Source organism: Bifidobacterium sp. ESL0690 (assembly GCF_029392315.1).
GTDB lineage: Bacteria > Actinomycetota > Actinomycetes > Actinomycetales > Bifidobacteriaceae > Bifidobacterium.
The window spans coordinates 1,577,784-1,594,183 of the sequence record NZ_CP113939.1 but is presented as its reverse complement, the minus strand read 5'-3'; the positions used below and the strand labels follow the sequence as shown (position 1 = coordinate 1,594,183).

Below are 16,400 nucleotides of genomic sequence, written 5' to 3'. Positions count from 1 at the left end.
GCGATGTTCGCAGGTTGACAGGACGGCTTGGTTGTAAGCGGGAGGTACATGATGGAAACGGCAGATGGCGAGGAAGTGTTGAGCGACGAGGGCTATGATGCTTTCGATGAGGAGCGTTGGGCTCCGGAACCGCCGAAATCGCAGTCCCGCACTGCCTTCCAACGCGACCGTGCGCGTCTCATCCATTCCTCTGCTTTGCGCAGGCTTGGAGCGAAAAGCCAGATTCTGGTGGCCGGTACCGATGATTTCGCGCGAACTCGGCTGACTCATACGCTTGAGGTCGCCCAGATCGGCCGTCAGATCGGCTCGATGCTCGGCTGTGACCCGGATGTGGTCGATTGCGCCTGCCTCGCCCACGATCTCGGCCATCCGCCTTTCGGTCACAACGGGGAACGGGTGCTGGCCGACATCGCTTCCGGTATTGGCGGTTTCGAAGGCAACGCGCAAACGCTGCGCTTGCTGACACGGCTGGAACCGAAAATCTTCCATGAAGACGGACGTTCGGCTGGGGTCAATCTGACGCGGGCCTCGCTCGACGCGGCAGTGAAATATCCTTGGACACTGGCCGAGGCTTCACAACATCCGAAAGGGGAGCGGAGTCTCAAATTCTGCGTCTACCCGGATGACGTCGACGTGTTCAACTGGCTCAAGACCGGCGCTCCGAAAGACGCCAAACCGATGGAATGCCAGGTCATGGATCTTTCCGATGACATCGCCTACAGCGTCCATGACGTGGAAGATGCCATCGCCACCGGTGCCTTCAACCCACTTGCCTTGGCCGATTCGCGCGTGCTTGATGGCATAGTGGAGGCCACCCGCGAATGGTACGGGCAGCAATGGGATGCCGACAAACTGCTTGAGGCGCTGCATCGCTTGAAAAAGCGGCATATGTTCCCTTCGCATTTCAACGGTTCGAGGCAGGCGCTGGCTCAGCTGAAGAACATCACCAGCTCGCTGATCGGTCGGTTCGCCAGTTCCGTTGAACAGGCGACACGCGAAAAGTACGGTCAGGGCCCGCTGACACGATACAGCGCCAATGTCGTTATTCCCGACGAGACCAATTATGAGATTGTCGCACTCAAGGGCATCGCCGTCTACTTCGTCATGGCACCGCGCGAACGCGAGCCATTGCATGATCAGGAACAGCAGATTGTCGCCGATCTGGTCGACGTGCTGATGGCCGATTCTCCGCGGCCTTCCGATGCGCTGGAAACCGTGTTCTTGGAGGATTGGAACGAGTCCACCAACGATGACGAACGCCTGCGGGTGGCCATCGACCAAGTGGCCAGCTTGACCGACGGGTCCGCAATGACGCTGCATTCCCTGATTTGCTGAATGTCGCGCCGATTGCTCTCATGCACCGCGCGCGGTAAGGTGAACAATTATGGCTGGAATGATTCTCAAACAGGACGTGGAAAAGGTACGTGCCACGGCAGACCTTTACGATATCGTGTCGTCGACGGTGACGCTCAAACCCTACGGCAGCGGTACTTTCATGGGCCTGTGCCCGTTCCACGACGAGAAAACCCCCAGTTTCAGCGTCCGTCCTTCGCTCGGCGTGTGGCATTGCTTCGGCTGCGGGCTTGGCGGCGACGTATTCGGCTATGTGGAGCACAGGGAAAACATCGACTTCCGCGAGGCCGTGGAGCTTCTGGCTGACAAATACCATATCGAATTGCATTACGAGAAAAGCGACGGCAGCCGGGAGGAACACCGCGGTTCCAAACGTGCCCGCCTGCTTGAGGCAAACGAGGAGGCCCAACGTTACTTCGTCTCGCAGATCATGACGCCGGAAGCGCTCGCGGCGCGCAAGCTTTTGGGCGGACGTAACTTCAGCCAGGCCGATTGCCAACGTTTCGGGTGCGGATATGCTCCGAAGGGTTGGGACAATCTTGTCCGGCATCTGGCGGGTAAAGGCTTCACTCAGCAGGAGATGCTGGATGCCGGCCTTGCGCGTCAGGGGCAGCGCGGCATCTATGACTATTTCCGTGGCCGCGCCACTTGGCCGATTCGCGATTCCACCGGGCGTACGCTTGGTTTCGGTGCCCGTAAACTTTACGACGACGACAACATCAACTCCAAGTACATCAACACTCCTGATACGCAGCTTTACCGCAAGACGCAAGTGCTTTACGGCATCGATCTTGCCAAGTCCAGCATTGTCAAGAAACGTCAGGCCGTCATCGTCGAAGGCTATACGGACGTGATGGCCTGCCATCTTGCCGGTATCGACACGGCCGTGGCCACCTGCGGCACCGCGTTCGGCGAGGACCACGCCAAAATTATCCGTCGCCTTATCTCCGACGATTCCTTGGGTGCCGTCCAACTGGTCGGCCCGTTGAAGGTCGAAGGGCAATCCCTGAGCTCGCGTATCGTCTTCACTTTCGACGGCGATGCGGCGGGGCAGAAGGCCGCCATCCATGCGTTCGGCTTGGATTCGGCGTTCCTCTCCCAGACGTTCGTGGCCGTCGCCGACAACAATCTTGACCCCTGTGACCTGCGTATCCAGCAAGGCAATGAGGCGGTGCGTTCGTTGATCGACCATGCCAAGCCGCTTTACGATTTCGTCATCGACACCGCCATCGCGCGTTTCGACACGTCGTATACCACCGGCCAGATGGGTGCGGTGAAGGCCGTGGCCCCGCTGATCGCGCAGATTCGCGACCGGTCTCTGCTTGATATCTACACCCGCAAAGCGACCCGCCGTATTGGTGTGGACCTTGACATCATGCGTCGTGAGGTCAACAACGCCAGGCGACAGTTGCGTGTGCGTGACGACGATGCCTACGCTCCCAAACGCTGGGGCGGTGGCTTCGAAGCGCGTACCCGCAATGACGAAAACCGGTATGCGAATCCTGCAGCGCGTAAAGCCCTGCAGCACCGCGATGCCTCAGATCAGGCCTATTTCCGCGTCGACGATGCGGTGTTCATTTGTGAACAGCAGTTCATGGCCGTGCTCATTCAGGTGCCACGCGCCATCGATGCCAACTCGTTCGCCAAGCTCACCCTCGCCGATTTCATGACCCCGGTGTTCCGCTCGCTGTTTCAGGCAATCGCCGCGGCAGGTGGGTTGCCGGACAGCAGCACGCCGCAGGGGCTGTGGATGCACAATCTCACCAAGGCCGGCGGTCCGATGCTTGAGCAGGTCATCAACGAGCTGGCCGTCATGCCGCTGCCGTTGCCCGGTGGCGACGATCAGAACGGCAATGCCAATAGCGCGAATGCCGGTCAGGCGGGTGGCAGTAGTGCTGATTCTTCTAATTCCGCCGCTTCCCAACTTCGCGCGCCCACGCAGGAGGAGCAGCGTTACGCCGCGGAACTGACCGCGAGGCTGCTCGACGTCGGCTACATGCGTCGTATCGGGGCCGCAAAACGTAAGATGGCGCAAATGCCCGACGGTGAGGAGAAAATCAGGATTCTTGGGCAAATCACCAATATGGAGGCCGCCAGAAAGGACTTGCAGGCACAGGTTTACGGCAATGCCGTGGCCTAAGCGTTGCGCTGTCCGCGACACGACCAGCCGCAGTAAATTTCTACAACTTTTTTTGATGAATTTGGTCGCTTTTTGCCACCCTAAAAAAGGCCAATAAAATCTAGGAATTTTCTCTCAGATTTTCGTATTGCAATCGAAAATGGTCGCTGGAAGCCCGGTTTTTCGTACTTTTTCGCTTCTAAATACCCATACAATAAGAAATAAGAGAACGAATAAGCGCATTGCTGCGAGGCAAGTTTCTTGTCAGCATACGTCTTCGTTGACCGTTGTGTCGGCCTTGTGTGGATAGGGAAACTGGATGATTGAGACGTTTGGGTGTGCCGTGCGAGCATGTCACTTTCCGATTGGACTGCTTCGATGAGACGCAGCATTGATGTCGTATATTTCCGATCGACGGCTTGGCTGGTGTATTGATGCGCAAGTGGATCGTCAAGGAACTGAAAAACGACACCATTTTGGTGGTGGCGACGATACTCGCCATCATTTCATGTTTCATCGTCCCACCGGACCGTCAGTATCTTGGTTATATCCACCTCAATACTATTTCTCAGCTGGTTTGCCTCATGCTCGTGGTCTGCGGCTTCCAGCGCATCGGCGTTTTCCATATCATCGGCACCAAGCTGCTTGAGCATGTCCACACCGAAAGCGCTCTGGTGATTGCGCTGGTTTCGCTGACGTTCTTCTCCGCGATTTTCATCACCAACGACGTTTCCTTGGTCACGTTCATTCCCTTCGCGATTTCCGTACTTGTCATGGCGAAAATGGAGGACAAGGCCGTTCTGGTGGCCACGCTGATGACCATCGGCGCCAATACCGGCAGTATGCTCACGCCCGTCGGCAACGCGCATAATCTTTATCTCAAATCCGTCTCCAAGATGCCGACTTCGGAGTTCCTTGAAGTGATGGGGCCATTCTCGTTGGCTTCGGCGATTATGTTGTTCGTTGTCATTCTCGTGGTATTTCGGCGTCGCAGCAGCCAGGCCGATTTCGCAAGTCTTGGGCGCAAAGGCATTGAGCAATCGCTGTTTGCCCCGCAAAGTGAGCAGCAGCCAGACGAGGTGCGCGTGCTCAATTATGGCGCAGGTTACGGCGGCTGGCGTGCGGTCGTTTACGTTGCCCTGTTCCTGGTCTGCATTTTCACCGTCAGCGGCGCGATTCCGCTTTGGCTGATGTGCCTGTTGGTGTTTGGCGCGTTCCTGATCTGCGACCGCCGGGCATTCCTCAAGGTCGACTGGAGCCTGCCGCTGACCTTCGTGATGTTCTTTATCTTCATCGGCAACATGCGCCGCGTCCCGGAGTTCTCGAATTTCGTAGCCTCGATCGTCAACCAGCACCCGATGGAGGTCGCCGTCGCCTCCAGCCAACTGATCAGCAACGTGCCCACGTCCATCTTGCTTTCCGGTTTCTGCAGCCAGTGGCGAGAGCTGATCATCGGCACGAATCTCGGCGGGTTGGGCACCCTGATTGCCTCCATGGCTTCACTGATTTCCTATCAGCAGATCGCCCGCAAATACCCAAACCAAAAGGGCCGCTACCTGCTCGTCTATACGGTGACCAACGTACTGTTTTTGGCGGTGCTGCTGGGGTTGGCGCTGATTATCAACTGACAGTAAGTGTTACAATTATTGTCATTCATTATCGGTTTTCGGTGACCGTCAACTCACGGCGACCGGCGTGGCTATGGCTGTGGCTGCAACGTTGGATTGCAGGATAAGCCAGCTAAGACTATAGAAGTCAACAAATCTATTAAGGCAGCGAATAAGTCGTGGTTCCGGAGCGAGTGATGCTTTGCAGCTTCCCCTGATTTGTGAGCCCCTCGAGCGCATCGGTGAGATTGTCGGAGTTCGTGCCAAGTCGGTTCTGGATTTCCTTCAGGCTCATTTCGACACCTTGCTGTGCGAACAGATGCATGGTGATTTCCGAGAGCGTATCGATTTGGAATTGTTGCTTCTCTTTATTTCCGGATTTCATGTTGAGCTGGTTTTTGATGTTATCCGGCAGTGAAGCAGCTGAAAGATTGGCATTGAGAAAATCCCATGCCTTGCCGCCTGCGAGCACCAGGGAAGGCAAGGAAACCGCGGCGAGCCCACGGCTGCCTTTGAGCGCTTCTGCAGGATTGGTCGTGAAAAGATGCTGGCCACCCAATGGGAACGTATAGCGCTTGGCTTTCCCGGAACCTTTGTCAGGGGTGCCGTTACTATTACCGGCATCGTGCATGCCGTTCTCTGTCCCGTCGGCATTTTCGTCGTCGAGATGAGGTTCGGGCCATGCGGAATCAAACACGGGCTTAGGCAGAATCATTGCCACCGATCCAGGACCGACGCGTAGCTGCGGGCTGGCAAGGCTCTGCGAGTAGGCATCGAGGATGCGTTGCACACCGGTGCCGTAGTTTTCGCTCAGGTGCAAAGCTTCGAACACATCGGCGAGCCATGGGTTTCGGGATTCACTGACGCCATTCAAGAGGTCGTTGACTTCGAAACCATCGACCAAACCGCCGGGGGAGACGATTTCGATGCTCGAATCGAAGATGCTGATAAGAATCGGTCCGTTCTTGTCGTAATCACGGTGAAGGACGGCATTGACCAGAGATTCGCGCAGCGCGGCTTCAGGCCATGCGTTGTCGGGGTTGTGCTGGTTCAGAAACATCATCGTGGCGTCGATTTGCTTCAAAACCGAGCCGGAAACATTTTGCCGTTCGGTCAGCTTCGTCTTGGTGTCGCCATCGAAGACCGCGCATTTGACGAGATAGGGACATTGGTCAGAAAGCAGAAGTGCGGTGTTCGTAGCCTGTTTCTCGGTATCGAAAAGATGCAGACGAATGAGGCTTTCGTCAGACCACTCAAGTCCCGCAGAAGCAAACGCCGACTTTGCATATTCAAAGGTCAGGTTCTGATTTAAGCTCAGGCGATGATTAAAGGGCAGCGCAGCGGGAAACGGCTCGGCAGCTTGCCAAGCGTCGTCGTTACTAGCGGTCTGGGGCGTCTCGTTGTCCGAATCCATGTTTCGAGTTTATCGTCTGTTTGCGACACAGATTCAAGTTTTCCATTGCAATTCCGCCATATTGCGGTACTTATATGATTGCTGTATTGTTCATTCAGATTCTTCTAATTATTGTCAACTTTCATATCTGCTGTTGATTTTTTCATTCGATATTTTTCAAACATCTAAGGGAAAACAGTGACTTTCGGCACGGGGCATGGTCTCTTGGAATGTGTGACGATGAAAATATGAAAAATGAAAATATCTCAAGCTATACAACACAGACGTGTCCCTCACCGCAGCAAGCGTTGAAAACCGAGGAGGTTTTACGGGCCGAAGGTCTGGTCCGAGACTTTGGGTTCATGCTGGGGCCGATCGATCTGACGGTTCACGAAGGCGAGACGGTGGCGGTTATTGGGCCTTCGGGGTGTGGCAAGTCGTCGTTATTGCGGGCGATGGCCGGAATGGACAAGCCCACGCACGGCACGGTGACGTTCGACGGCAAGGTGCTGGCCAAACTTGGTGAGAAGAAATTGGCCCAACTGCGTGCCTCGCGCTTCGCATTGATTTTCCAGGACTACATGCTGCTTGAGAACCTGACCATAGGGGAGAACGTGGCGTTGCCCGCCTCTATTCGCGGCGAGCGGATGGGTGATGATGAGATGCTGCGGGCCTTGGCATGCGTGGGTCTTTCTGACAAACCACTGGACACCCCTGTCACCAGTCTTTCTGGCGGACAGCAGCAACGTGTCGCCATCGCCAGGGCGCTCGCCATCGGTGCCGATGTGCTGTTTGCCGACGAGCCGACCGGCAATCTCGATCCGAAGGCGCGCGACGAAGTAGTCGAAACCATCCATGCCTCCATGCGGGCCGGGCTCAAGGCGGCTCTGATTGTCACGCACGACCCGGTGGTCGCCTCATCGGCTGACCGCGTGGTCTTGATGAACGAAGGCCGAATTGTGCGTGAATATGGCTACGGGCTTTCTGCCACTCAGATTGAGGATTTACTGCTGGGAGGCCGTGATGAGTAAATCTGGCGTTGAGAAAGTACATGGAATGGGCGGTGTGCCGCGAAACAGCGTTAGGATGAGCAGCTTGCATATCATCTCTTCGCTTTGGAGGGGCAACAGGCGCTTGCAGTTGCTTAATGGCGCGGCGAATATGGCGGCAATGACGCTGGTGTTCGTGCTTGCATGGGCTGTGAACTCGGTTCCCAGCGTGGCCGGCGACTTGGGGACGTTTCTGGTTTTCATGATTGTTGCAGCAGTTCTGATCGACAAGACGACTACTGACCATGCCTTCATCACCAAGTGGAGTGATTTGATGCGTCTGCGGATAATGGGAGCGACCCCTCGGTGGCTAATCGGCGCCATCGTCGGTGTGCAGTTGCCCATCGCCTTCGTTTCCGCACTTGGTGCCTGTGTGCTTGGAGTGCCTTGCAATGTGTTGTTTTCGTTCTTGTTCAGGCTCATCGGCCCACAGGCGCTCAAGCGCACGGGATTTGGATTCTTCAATGCGGTTTGGCAGACTGTCCTGATCTCTCTGGTTTGCGCGATGGTCTCCGCTTATTTTTCCGCCAGAAAGGTCGGCAAATCGCGTTTGGCGCTTTCCACCGTTCCGGAACGCAAGAATAGAAGGAGCGTATACACTCGGTTCTCCATCGTTATCCGCAATCTCGTCACTGTGGCCATGTTCGTCATCGGCATCGGCTGGGGCATTGCCTCTTCGTGTTCAAACAGCGATATGGCGCAGATGGGCAACGGTGTGATGCCGCTTTTGGTCTGTTGGGGTATCGCCCGGCTGTCCAAACCGTTGCTGCGCGCCATAGGCGGTGGCATCAGCAAGCGGCTGCGTGGCCGTTCGTGGGCGGACATCGCCCTGCGCGATGTGACGGCGCTCAAATCCATGTCGATTTTCAGCATCACTGTGGCGGCGGTGGCCATATTCGTGTTTTTCTATGGGCTGCAGACCTTCCAGGACCATGCTGCCAGCACCTCGTTGCACGCGATTTTCGATGGCACGTCGGTAATGGAGACCGGACAGACAGGGAAAGCCGGAACCGGCAATCTGCGTTCAATGGCGACCAAAGCCGATCCTCGCGCATTGGTGCTGTCGCCGACCACACAGGTGAGGTATCTGTACTCCGATTCTGGTGGCTGCGACAAACAGATGAAGGAGGATCTGGCCGAAGGCTATCCGTCGGGTGAAGGCCTCTCTTCGGTCATTGACAGCGGGTCGCTTTCGGATTTCATACCGGTCGGCGCGAGGCAAGGCGACGTGGATGCCCGTAATGGCGTGGTATCGGCAGGGGAAAGCAAAATCGGCCAACCAGTCTGCATAGCTGGAGCGGACGGTCACTGGCATCGCAGCAAAGTCACTTCAGTCATACGAATGGGTGGCGGGTTGACCGGCAATCTGTATGTACCACGTTCACTCAACCCAGTGGAAAACCATCATGGTCGCCGTATGGCGATTATTCACCACGACCGTACGAGCGCGGCTCGCGTGTTGGCGTCGGATAAAGACGATCATTCTGTAAGTGTTTCGAACACTGCGGATGTCATCGACCAGCTGCCGTTTGGTGCGGTGTCCCAGCGCGAGTCCGCGGGTGGCAACCGAATCGGTGTATATTTCTTCGTCTACCCGATTCTGCTCATCTCAGTAGTGGGTTTGGTCTCCGTGGTCGCCAACGATGCGGAATCGCGCCGTCGCGAGGCCAGAGCTGCTTGGATGATTGGCATGAACGAACGACAGTGGGCTATGACCGGCTGCATCCGCACCGGTATTGAGGTTGGCACGGCAGGTCTGCTTTCGATGGTGACCGTCGCCATTTCCGCTAATCTCACCGAGCAGCCTAGGCTCGCCGGCTATTGGCATGCGGCGCGGGTATACGTGCCATGGCCACAGCTGGGCATGATGGCGCTCGCATTGCTGATTGTCATCGGTTGTGGCGGTCTGCTTTACCGTTCGGTCTATCGTGGCGTTGCTCGGAACGGCGGTCGATGAGTCTCGGTTTCAGTCCAATGTGCCGCCGAGCATGGCGGTCAGTTCGGTGCGATTGCGGACGTTGAGGCTGGCGAAGATGTGGCTGGCGTGGTTCTTCACCGTTCCTGGCGAGAGAAACAGCTTGTCTGCGATTTCCGAATTGGTGTGGCCTTGGGCGATAAGCAAAGCGATCTGCTGGTTTTGTGGTGTCAGCTCCGCAAGCAGCGCACGGGTTTCTGGGCTGGCTTGGGCGATGTCGGAAACGTCGCTTGCTGCGACATAGGAGTCTCCATCGGCTTCCATATTTCCATCGGTGCCCCTGTCGGATACAAATTCGTGGGAGGCTCCGGCAGAGGTTGCATCAAACTTTTTTGTAGTTCTTTTGTTCGCGGCTTGTTCGCCAGAGTCGGTCGAAAAAGCCACATTATCGCTGTTTTTATCGTCGTGATTGCCGGATTGCGAGATGAGACGCATGACGTGTGCGGTGGCGCTGGCGCCGATGATCCGGCCTCCTTCGGCCGCGCGATGGATGGCGTCGGCAAGGTCGGCTGTGGAGATGTCCTTAAGCAGATAGCCGACAGCCCCGGCTTTCAAAGAATCAATCAGATTATCGTCCTCATCGAACGCGGTGAGCAAAATACATTTGATATCAGGATATCTGTCATGCAATCGCGCGATCAGCTCAGGACCATCCATCTGTGGCATGCGCGCGTCGACGAGTGCGACATCAATCGAATTGAGTGTGCTGTCTGGCAGTTGAAGCACCGCCTGACCGCTTTGTGATTGTGCAGTTACTTCTATGCCGGGCATATAGGTGACAAGTTCGGCAAGTCCTGTAAGGATAAGCTCCTGATCGTCCACGATGAGCAGATGGATGGGCTGGCTCGTGGTTGCTTCGGATTTGACGGCATCGTTCATGACTCGTCCGCTCCTTTTGCAGGTGTCGTTGCGTTATTTTCCCCACTTTTCTGGGAAGTACGGTCTGTGACATCCGAATTCGATGGCCATGATGGTTTGATTGGTTCCGTCCCGTTTGGTTTCGGAATAGTCACCTTGATGCTGGCTCCGCCAAGCGATTGCGATTCCCCTAACGTCAGGTTTCCGCCGATTTGCTCCACGCGTTGGCGTAACGCAGCAAGACCGAAGCCGTGATCGATGTCGTCCGTATCGATGCCTGGCCCATCGTCTTCGACACGCAATGTCGTCTCACGGCCGCCGACGGCGATGGCGAGACATACTTTTGTGGCGTGGGCATGGCGCACGGCATTGGTTAGCGTTTCCTGCAAAGCGCGGAACAACAGCGTTTGTTCGCCACTTCCCAACAGCCCCACTTCTCCAGTGATGTCGGTCTGCATCTCAAGTCCGGCTTGGCCGAACGAACGTGCCATGGCGTCGATCGATTCATTGGTGAGCGTTTGACCGAACGCCGCCGGATCCAAGGCACGTGCCATCTGACGGACTTCGGACAAGGCACCTTCGGCAATCTCGTCGGCTCTGGTGATGGGTTTGCTGATGGCTGCCTGTTCTGCTTCGGTCAGGTTGGTGGCGGCGAACGTCGCGTTGGCCGCGGATTCATGAGCATAGTGTATCGCAGTAAGTTGTTGACCTATGGAATCGTGCATTTCACTGGCCATTCGTGCCCTTTCGCGCGAAAGGGTCAGCGATTCAATCTGCTCCACATTTTCTTGCAATTGGTCGTTGGCTCGTTGCAGTTTCTCCGATTGCACGGTGTAGACCATGAAGAGGATGCCGGCGAACAATATGTAGTTTGATGTGGCGATGAAATCCGGAACATGCAGGCTTTGCAGATCATTGAGTATCGGAGAGAGTATCCACATGGCGGCTGCGGAAAGCACGATGGTAATGTATCCGAATGCTGCATTGAACAGAATAGACGCTTCGGCTATGACGATGTAGGTCAGCAGTTGCCCACCGTGGCGCAGATACGGCGCCGACCAGATGCAGACCGCTATCAGAATCAGCGCAGCCGCACGTTGCCAGAACAGTTTTGGCGCTTTGATCATGGCAGCATAGAGCAGCAGAATAAGTACCGGTTGCAGAACCATAAGTACGAAATGACCCACATATGCCGAATCAGGAAGCAGAAAAACGAATCCCAAGGCGAATATCAATGCTGAATATTTGGGGAAACGGCGTTTGGGCGCCTGCCAATCGATGCTTATCTTTGATGATTTCGTCACTGAGATATCTCTGTCGTAATTGGTTATCCGGTTCCTTCGGCGACGGGTAGGGTCTCCGTCTCCGAGCCAAGTGATCCCGGCGAGATTCGAACTCGCGACCTACAGATTAGAAGTCAGTTGCTCTATCCAACTGAGCTACGGGACCTAACACCAATCCTTTATTGTATCAGTACTCCTGACGCAAGAAAGGCGGGAACGCCGTCACAACCGACTTTGACGACGTTCCCGCCATTCATATAGTTATCAACGAACCGCTTGGTCGCTTTAGTAGACGGACGCCACTTCGGTGGCGGCACGAAGCGCAATTGCCACGTCTTCAGGCGTTACTTCAAACGGCATGTTGGACATGGTGTCGTCCTTGCTGCAGGCCAGTTCGCCGACCTTCAGCAGATCCTCGTCGCTCGGGTTCTCGACGCCAATCTCGGCGAGGGTTGTGGGCAGGCCGACCTTGCGGAAGAAACCATAGGCCTCGCGCAGGTCCGCTTCGGGGCGGTCTTCAAGCACGAACTGAGTCAGCGTGCCGTAGGCGACCTTTTCGCCGTGCAGATACTTGTGCGTGCCGGGCAGCACGGTAAGCGCATCATGGATGGCGTGTGCTGCGGCGAGGCCGCTGGACTCGAAGCCGAGGCCACTTAAGAGGGTATTGGCCTCGATCACGTTCTCGACGGCCGGGCTGCACAGGCCCTGACGCACTGCGGCGACGGCCTTGGGGCCATCGGCGATGAGCAGATCGTGGCAGAGCTTGGCCAGCGCGATGGCGGCATTGGTGGAGTGCCCGCCGGTCATGGTGATCGCGTTCGACTGCTTGCAGGCCAGCGCTTCGAAATAGGTCGCATAGGCGTCGCCGAGGCCGGAGATCAGGAAGCGTACCGGGGCCTTCGAGATGATGGTGGTGTCCATGATGACCATGTCCGGGTTCTTGGGCAGAGGCAGGTAGTGGTCGAATTCGCCGCCGTCGGTGTAGACCACGGAAAGACGCGAGCACGGAGCGTCGGAGGAGGCGGCGGTCGGGGAAATGATGACCGGACGCTTGCCGAAGTGCGCGACGGCCTTGGAAGTGTCGAGTGTCTTGCCGCCGCCGATGCCGATGACAGCGTCGTTCTCGCCAAGCGCCGCGACGTGCTTGTTGATTTCGTTGTCGGAGCATTCGCCGCCGAAGACGACAAGCTGGTACGGGGTGTTGCTGCTTTCGAAGCTGGAGACGATCTGGTCGTGATAGGTTTTCTCGATGAATGGATCGACGATGATGTAGGCGCCTTTGCTGCCGAGGGTGCGGTACTGATCCGCGAGTTCGTTGATGGCGTTCGGTTCCTGGATATAGCTTCCAGGGGAGCACAGAATCTTCTTCAAGGTGTCCTTCTTTGACATTGATGAATAAAACGTGATGTATGTTACATCATTTTCTATTCTATTAGGTAAAGTCGTGCCACATGCCGATATCATGTGAGCGTTAACGATTCCTTATTTGTGCCGGTTTCGCCAGCGTTATCTTCAGGACAAGCCTTTGGGATATGGTGGAATCATCGAATATCGAATATTGCCGATTGCTCATTGATGGGGCGGGAATCGTTCGAGACGACCGGTGATGATGAGGAATGGAATCATATATGGCAACGAAACTGAACAAACGACAGATCAAGCAGCTCAAGGCTTTGGCGAGCAAGATTTCGCCGATGCTGTGGATCGGCAAGAACGGCGTCACCGATGCCGCGGTGAAGCAGGCTTCCGAGACGCTCGAATCGCACGAGCTCTTGAAAGGCGTGGTGCAGGACGGCTGCACGATTGACGAGCAGGAAGTCGGAGAGACGCTCGCCGGTCAGATCGGCGCGCAGCTGGTGCAGGTCATCGGCCATCGTTTTGTGCTCTACCGGCCCTCGAAGAAGCCCGGCATCACCAAGATCGAGCTCGTCCGTTGACGGATACGTTTAATGCTGGTAAACGGCATCTAAGTGAGAACTGAAGTCCGTTTTCCAGCACCAAGGCGGGGAATCGTCAGCTTACTTGCGTTGGTGCTGGTAAACAGGATTTTGATCAAAGTAAAAGTCGGTTTGCCGGCACTAAGTTGCATGCGACTGTATTTGTGCTGGTAAACCGCATCTGAAGAGTATTCAGAGGCCGTTTGCCAGCACTAGTACGAACAAAACGATAGTCAACACCACAATGCCAACGATATGCATCGGTGGCATTTTTGCTGAAACCGTACGTTTTGCAAGGAATTGAACAGGTATATTTTCTCGTTCCCGCCGCGTAAAGTAAGAGGCGGCTCAGCTTGTAAACGATACTTCGGAGGTATCATGGCAGCTCACGCACCAAAAGTAGCAGTGATTATGGGTTCGGCAAGCGATTGGGAGACGATGCGTCACGCTTGTGACACCCTCGACCAGTTCAATGTCCCCTATTCCAAACAAGTCATTTCCGCCCACCGGACGCCCGAGTTGATGGCGGATTTCGCACATAACGCTCGCAAGAATGGCATCAAGGTAATCATTGCGGGGGCTGGGGGAGCCGCACATCTTCCTGGCATGGTCGCCGCGCAGACCACCTTGCCGGTCATCGGCGTACCGGTGAAATCGCACGCGCTTTCCGGCGTTGATTCCTTGCTTTCCATCGTCCAGATGCCCGGTGGCATTCCCGTGGCGACGACGGCCATCGGCAATTCGGGTGCGCAGAATGCGGGCCTGCTGGCGGTGAGCATTCTCAGCATTTCCGACGATTCCTTGGCTACTAAACTCGCGGACTATCGCGAATGCCTCAAGAAGAAGGTGGAGGAATCCAATGCCCAGCTTGTCTGAAGAGACCAACGGCAAAATTGAAACGCTGATGCCGGGCGCAACCGTTGGCATCATTGGGGGCGGGCAACTCGGGCGCATGATGGCGCTTTCCGCACGTTACCACGGCTTCCGCATCGGTGTGCTCGACCCGACTCCGAATTGCCCGGTCGCTCAGGTCGCCGATTTTCAGATCATGGCCGATTACGACGACAAGGCGGCCATTCGCGAGCTGGCCGAACGCAGCGACGTGCTCACCTACGAGTTCGAGAATGTGGATGCCGACGCCATCGACGAGGTGCGTGGCAGCGTCGCGGTCCCGCAGGGAACCGACCTGTTGCGTGTGACGCAGGACCGTGTTTTCGAAAAGCAGTTCATCAACGATCACGGCACACAGACCGCTCCTTGGCGGCAGGTTGACAACCTCGAGGAACTCGACAAGGCTATCGAGGAAATCGGTTATCCAGCAGTGCTGAAAACCCGGCGTGGCGGTTATGACGGGCACGGCCAGGTCGTTCTGCATGGGCCAGATGATTTGGCAAACGTGCATAAGCGTGACGAAAAAGCAGGCACATTCCCACCGTCTGTTCTCGAAGGTTTCGTTGATTTCGCTTTTGAAGCCTCGATTTTGATTTCCGGCAATGGACATGATTTCGTTACGTTCCCCATCGTGCGCAACGAACATCGCTACAACATCCTGCACCTGACCATCGCGCCAGCTCAGGTCAGCGATGAGATCGCCGAGGAAGCCAACGCCTTGGCCTTGCGCCTTGCGAAAGGTTTCGAGCTGGCCGGTACGCTGGCCATCGAGCTGTTCATCACCAAGGATGGCCGCGTGGTGGTCAACGAGCTCGCCCCGCGCCCGCACAATTCCGGCCATTACACCATCGAGGCCTGTTCCATCGATCAGTTCGATGCCCATATCCGTGGCATCGCCGGTTGGCCGTTGCCACAACCGAAGTTGCTGAGCCCGGCGGTGATGGCAAATGTTTTGGGCCAACATGTTGCTCCAACCCGCAAGCTCATCGCCAAACACCCCGAGTGGTACGTTCATGACTATGGCAAGGCGGAAGTGCGTCAGGACCGCAAAATGGGCCATATCACGGTGCTCACCGACGATACGCAACGCACGGTCGATGAGCTTGAAGCCACCGGTTGCTGGGATGATTTGCGGCAATAAAGGAGCTTCAAACGGCTTACCGCATGTATCGTTCTGGGTGACGTTTACACAAAGTGACGCTTTAGAGGTTGCTCGTGTTTTGCCTTCGGCGGTGTGACGGGCCTTTTCAAGGCGGGCAAATACGGTTAAAATGGTCTTATCTCAAGATAAGAGCGCCGAGGATTCCGAGTATTCCGGCCGCCAAATAATTGATGTGAATGAAAGAGGCTTGTGACTTGGCAACCAACGAGCAACGCGACAACGAACGTTCCGTACGCAGAATGCTATCCCGCGGCGGCAGACGCGGCAGCCAGCACACATGGCAGAAAGATGCCGTGTTGAAGGCGCTTGCCGGTTGCGACGATTTCGTTTCCGCGCAGGATCTTTATCGGATCTTAAGCGAGGACGGGCAGGGCATCGGGCTTTCCACGGTCTACCGGCAGCTCAACGCGCTGGCCGATGACGGCAGGGCCGACACCATCCACCTGAACGACCAGCAGATGTTCCGCATCTGCAAGGACGGGGAGCATCATCATCACCTGGTCTGCGAGAACTGCGGCAAGACCGTGGAAATCGAACCGCCGGAGCAGTGGGTGCGTAAAGTCGCCGAGGAACATGGCTTTACGGTCAGCTCGCATACGCTTGAGGTCTTCGGATTGTGCCCGGATTGCCAGCGGCTTGAAAGCTCCGACATCGACTAAAGAACCGCCCTGATACTCAAGTATTACGAGTATTTTAACTATTCAGGTATCTGCTTTACTAGGATTCGAGTCATTCAATAGAAAGGATAATAGCCAGTTAATGATAACCGGCTA

At 56.0% G+C, this 16,400-nt stretch carries 13 protein-coding genes and 1 tRNA gene; 9 read left to right on the top strand and 5 right to left on the bottom strand.

Annotated features, from left to right (window positions below; genetic code table 11):
* Positions 1-48: 48 nt before the first annotated feature.
* From OZX62_RS06425 to OZX62_RS06415, 3 genes are all read left to right on the top strand, one after another.
* The gene (locus OZX62_RS06425) at positions 49-1,335 is read left to right on the top strand and encodes a deoxyguanosinetriphosphate triphosphohydrolase (RefSeq protein ID WP_277175400.1); all 1,287 of its coding nucleotides are present in this window, start codon (positions 49-51) and stop codon (positions 1,333-1,335) included.
* A gap of 49 nt (positions 1,336-1,384) precedes the next feature.
* Entirely contained in the window at positions 1,385-3,493 is a 2,109-nt protein-coding gene (dnaG, locus tag OZX62_RS06420) for a DNA primase (RefSeq protein WP_277175399.1), read from the top strand.
* 413 nt (positions 3,494-3,906) lie between these two features.
* Entirely contained in the window at positions 3,907-5,100 is a 1,194-nt protein-coding gene (locus tag OZX62_RS06415) for an SLC13 family permease (RefSeq protein ID WP_277175398.1), read from the top strand.
* A gap of 139 nt (positions 5,101-5,239) precedes the next feature.
* On the opposite strand, the gene OZX62_RS06410 is transcribed toward OZX62_RS06415, so the two are convergent.
* The gene (locus OZX62_RS06410; RefSeq protein WP_277175397.1) at positions 5,240-6,493 is read right to left on the bottom strand and encodes an ATP-binding protein; all 1,254 of its coding nucleotides are present in this window, start codon (positions 6,491-6,493) and stop codon (positions 5,240-5,242) included.
* 227 nt (positions 6,494-6,720) lie between these two features.
* Here OZX62_RS06410 and OZX62_RS06405 point away from each other — a divergent pair, with 227 nt between their 5' ends.
* Positions 6,721-7,503: an ABC transporter ATP-binding protein gene (locus OZX62_RS06405; RefSeq protein WP_277175396.1), complete on the top strand. Its 783-nt coding sequence runs from the start codon at positions 6,721-6,723 to the stop codon at positions 7,501-7,503.
* Positions 7,496-9,478, top strand: coding sequence for a hypothetical protein (locus OZX62_RS06400; RefSeq protein WP_277175395.1), 1,983 nt, complete (start codon positions 7,496-7,498; stop codon positions 9,476-9,478). The genes OZX62_RS06405 and OZX62_RS06400 overlap by 8 nt, the downstream gene beginning before the upstream one ends.
* A 9-nt stretch (positions 9,479-9,487) precedes the next feature.
* Here OZX62_RS06400 and OZX62_RS06395 read toward each other — a convergent pair whose 3' ends face one another.
* From OZX62_RS06395 to OZX62_RS06380, 4 genes are all read right to left on the bottom strand, one after another.
* Entirely contained in the window at positions 9,488-10,375 is an 888-nt protein-coding gene (locus tag OZX62_RS06395) for a response regulator transcription factor (protein ID WP_277175394.1), read from the bottom strand.
* Positions 10,372-11,658 carry a sensor histidine kinase gene (locus tag OZX62_RS06390; RefSeq protein ID WP_277175393.1) on the bottom strand — a complete coding sequence of 429 codons (1,287 nt, stop codon included), beginning with the start codon at positions 11,656-11,658 and terminating at the stop codon, positions 10,372-10,374. The genes OZX62_RS06395 and OZX62_RS06390 overlap by 4 nt, the downstream gene beginning before the upstream one ends.
* A gap of 71 nt (positions 11,659-11,729) precedes the next feature.
* Positions 11,730-11,803: transfer RNA gene (locus OZX62_RS06385), tRNA-Arg, on the bottom strand.
* A 119-nt stretch (positions 11,804-11,922) separates the two neighbouring features.
* Positions 11,923-13,026 carry a glycerol dehydrogenase gene (locus tag OZX62_RS06380; RefSeq protein ID WP_277175392.1) on the bottom strand — a complete coding sequence of 368 codons (1,104 nt, stop codon included), beginning with the start codon at positions 13,024-13,026 and terminating at the stop codon, positions 11,923-11,925.
* Between the two features lie 239 nt (positions 13,027-13,265).
* Here OZX62_RS06380 and OZX62_RS06375 point away from each other — a divergent pair, with 239 nt between their 5' ends.
* The 4 genes from OZX62_RS06375 (at position 13,266) to OZX62_RS06360 (ending at position 16,286) form a co-directional block, all read left to right on the top strand.
* Positions 13,266-13,574 (top strand): YhbY family RNA-binding protein, encoded by a 309-nt coding sequence (locus OZX62_RS06375; protein ID WP_277175391.1) that lies wholly within the window; start codon positions 13,266-13,268, stop codon positions 13,572-13,574.
* A gap of 378 nt (positions 13,575-13,952) precedes the next feature.
* A complete protein-coding gene (gene purE, locus OZX62_RS06370) occupies positions 13,953-14,450 on the top strand; it encodes a 5-(carboxyamino)imidazole ribonucleotide mutase (protein WP_277175390.1) in 498 nt (165 codons plus the stop codon).
* Positions 14,434-15,606, top strand: coding sequence for a 5-(carboxyamino)imidazole ribonucleotide synthase (purK, locus tag OZX62_RS06365; RefSeq protein ID WP_277175389.1), 1,173 nt, complete (start codon positions 14,434-14,436; stop codon positions 15,604-15,606). The genes purE and purK overlap by 17 nt, the downstream gene beginning before the upstream one ends.
* Before the next feature lie 260 nt (positions 15,607-15,866).
* A complete protein-coding gene (locus tag OZX62_RS06360) occupies positions 15,867-16,286 on the top strand; it encodes a transcriptional repressor (RefSeq protein ID WP_277177055.1) in 420 nt (139 codons plus the stop codon).
* Positions 16,287-16,400: the final 114 nt, after the last annotated feature.

Coding starts and splice junctions, on each gene's coding strand:
- OZX62_RS06425 (WP_277175400.1), top strand. CDS start 49: ATGATGGAAACGGCAGATGGCGAGGAAGTGTTGAGCGACGAGGGCTAT.
- dnaG (WP_277175399.1), top strand. CDS start 1,385: ATGGCTGGAATGATTCTCAAACAGGACGTGGAAAAGGTACGTGCCACG.
- OZX62_RS06415 (WP_277175398.1), top strand. CDS start 3,907: ATGCGCAAGTGGATCGTCAAGGAACTGAAAAACGACACCATTTTGGTG.
- OZX62_RS06410 (WP_277175397.1), bottom strand. CDS start 6,493: ATGGATTCGGACAACGAGACGCCCCAGACCGCTAGTAACGACGACGCT.
- OZX62_RS06405 (WP_277175396.1), top strand. CDS start 6,721: ATGAAAAATGAAAATATCTCAAGCTATACAACACAGACGTGTCCCTCA.
- OZX62_RS06400 (WP_277175395.1), top strand. CDS start 7,496: ATGAGTAAATCTGGCGTTGAGAAAGTACATGGAATGGGCGGTGTGCCG.
- OZX62_RS06395 (WP_277175394.1), bottom strand. CDS start 10,375: ATGAACGATGCCGTCAAATCCGAAGCAACCACGAGCCAGCCCATCCAT.
- OZX62_RS06380 (WP_277175392.1), bottom strand. CDS start 13,026: ATGTCAAAGAAGGACACCTTGAAGAAGATTCTGTGCTCCCCTGGAAGC.
- OZX62_RS06375 (WP_277175391.1), top strand. CDS start 13,266: ATGGCAACGAAACTGAACAAACGACAGATCAAGCAGCTCAAGGCTTTG.
- purE (WP_277175390.1), top strand. CDS start 13,953: ATGGCAGCTCACGCACCAAAAGTAGCAGTGATTATGGGTTCGGCAAGC.
- purK (WP_277175389.1), top strand. CDS start 14,434: ATGCCCAGCTTGTCTGAAGAGACCAACGGCAAAATTGAAACGCTGATG.
- OZX62_RS06360 (WP_277177055.1), top strand. CDS start 15,867: ATGCTATCCCGCGGCGGCAGACGCGGCAGCCAGCACACATGGCAGAAA.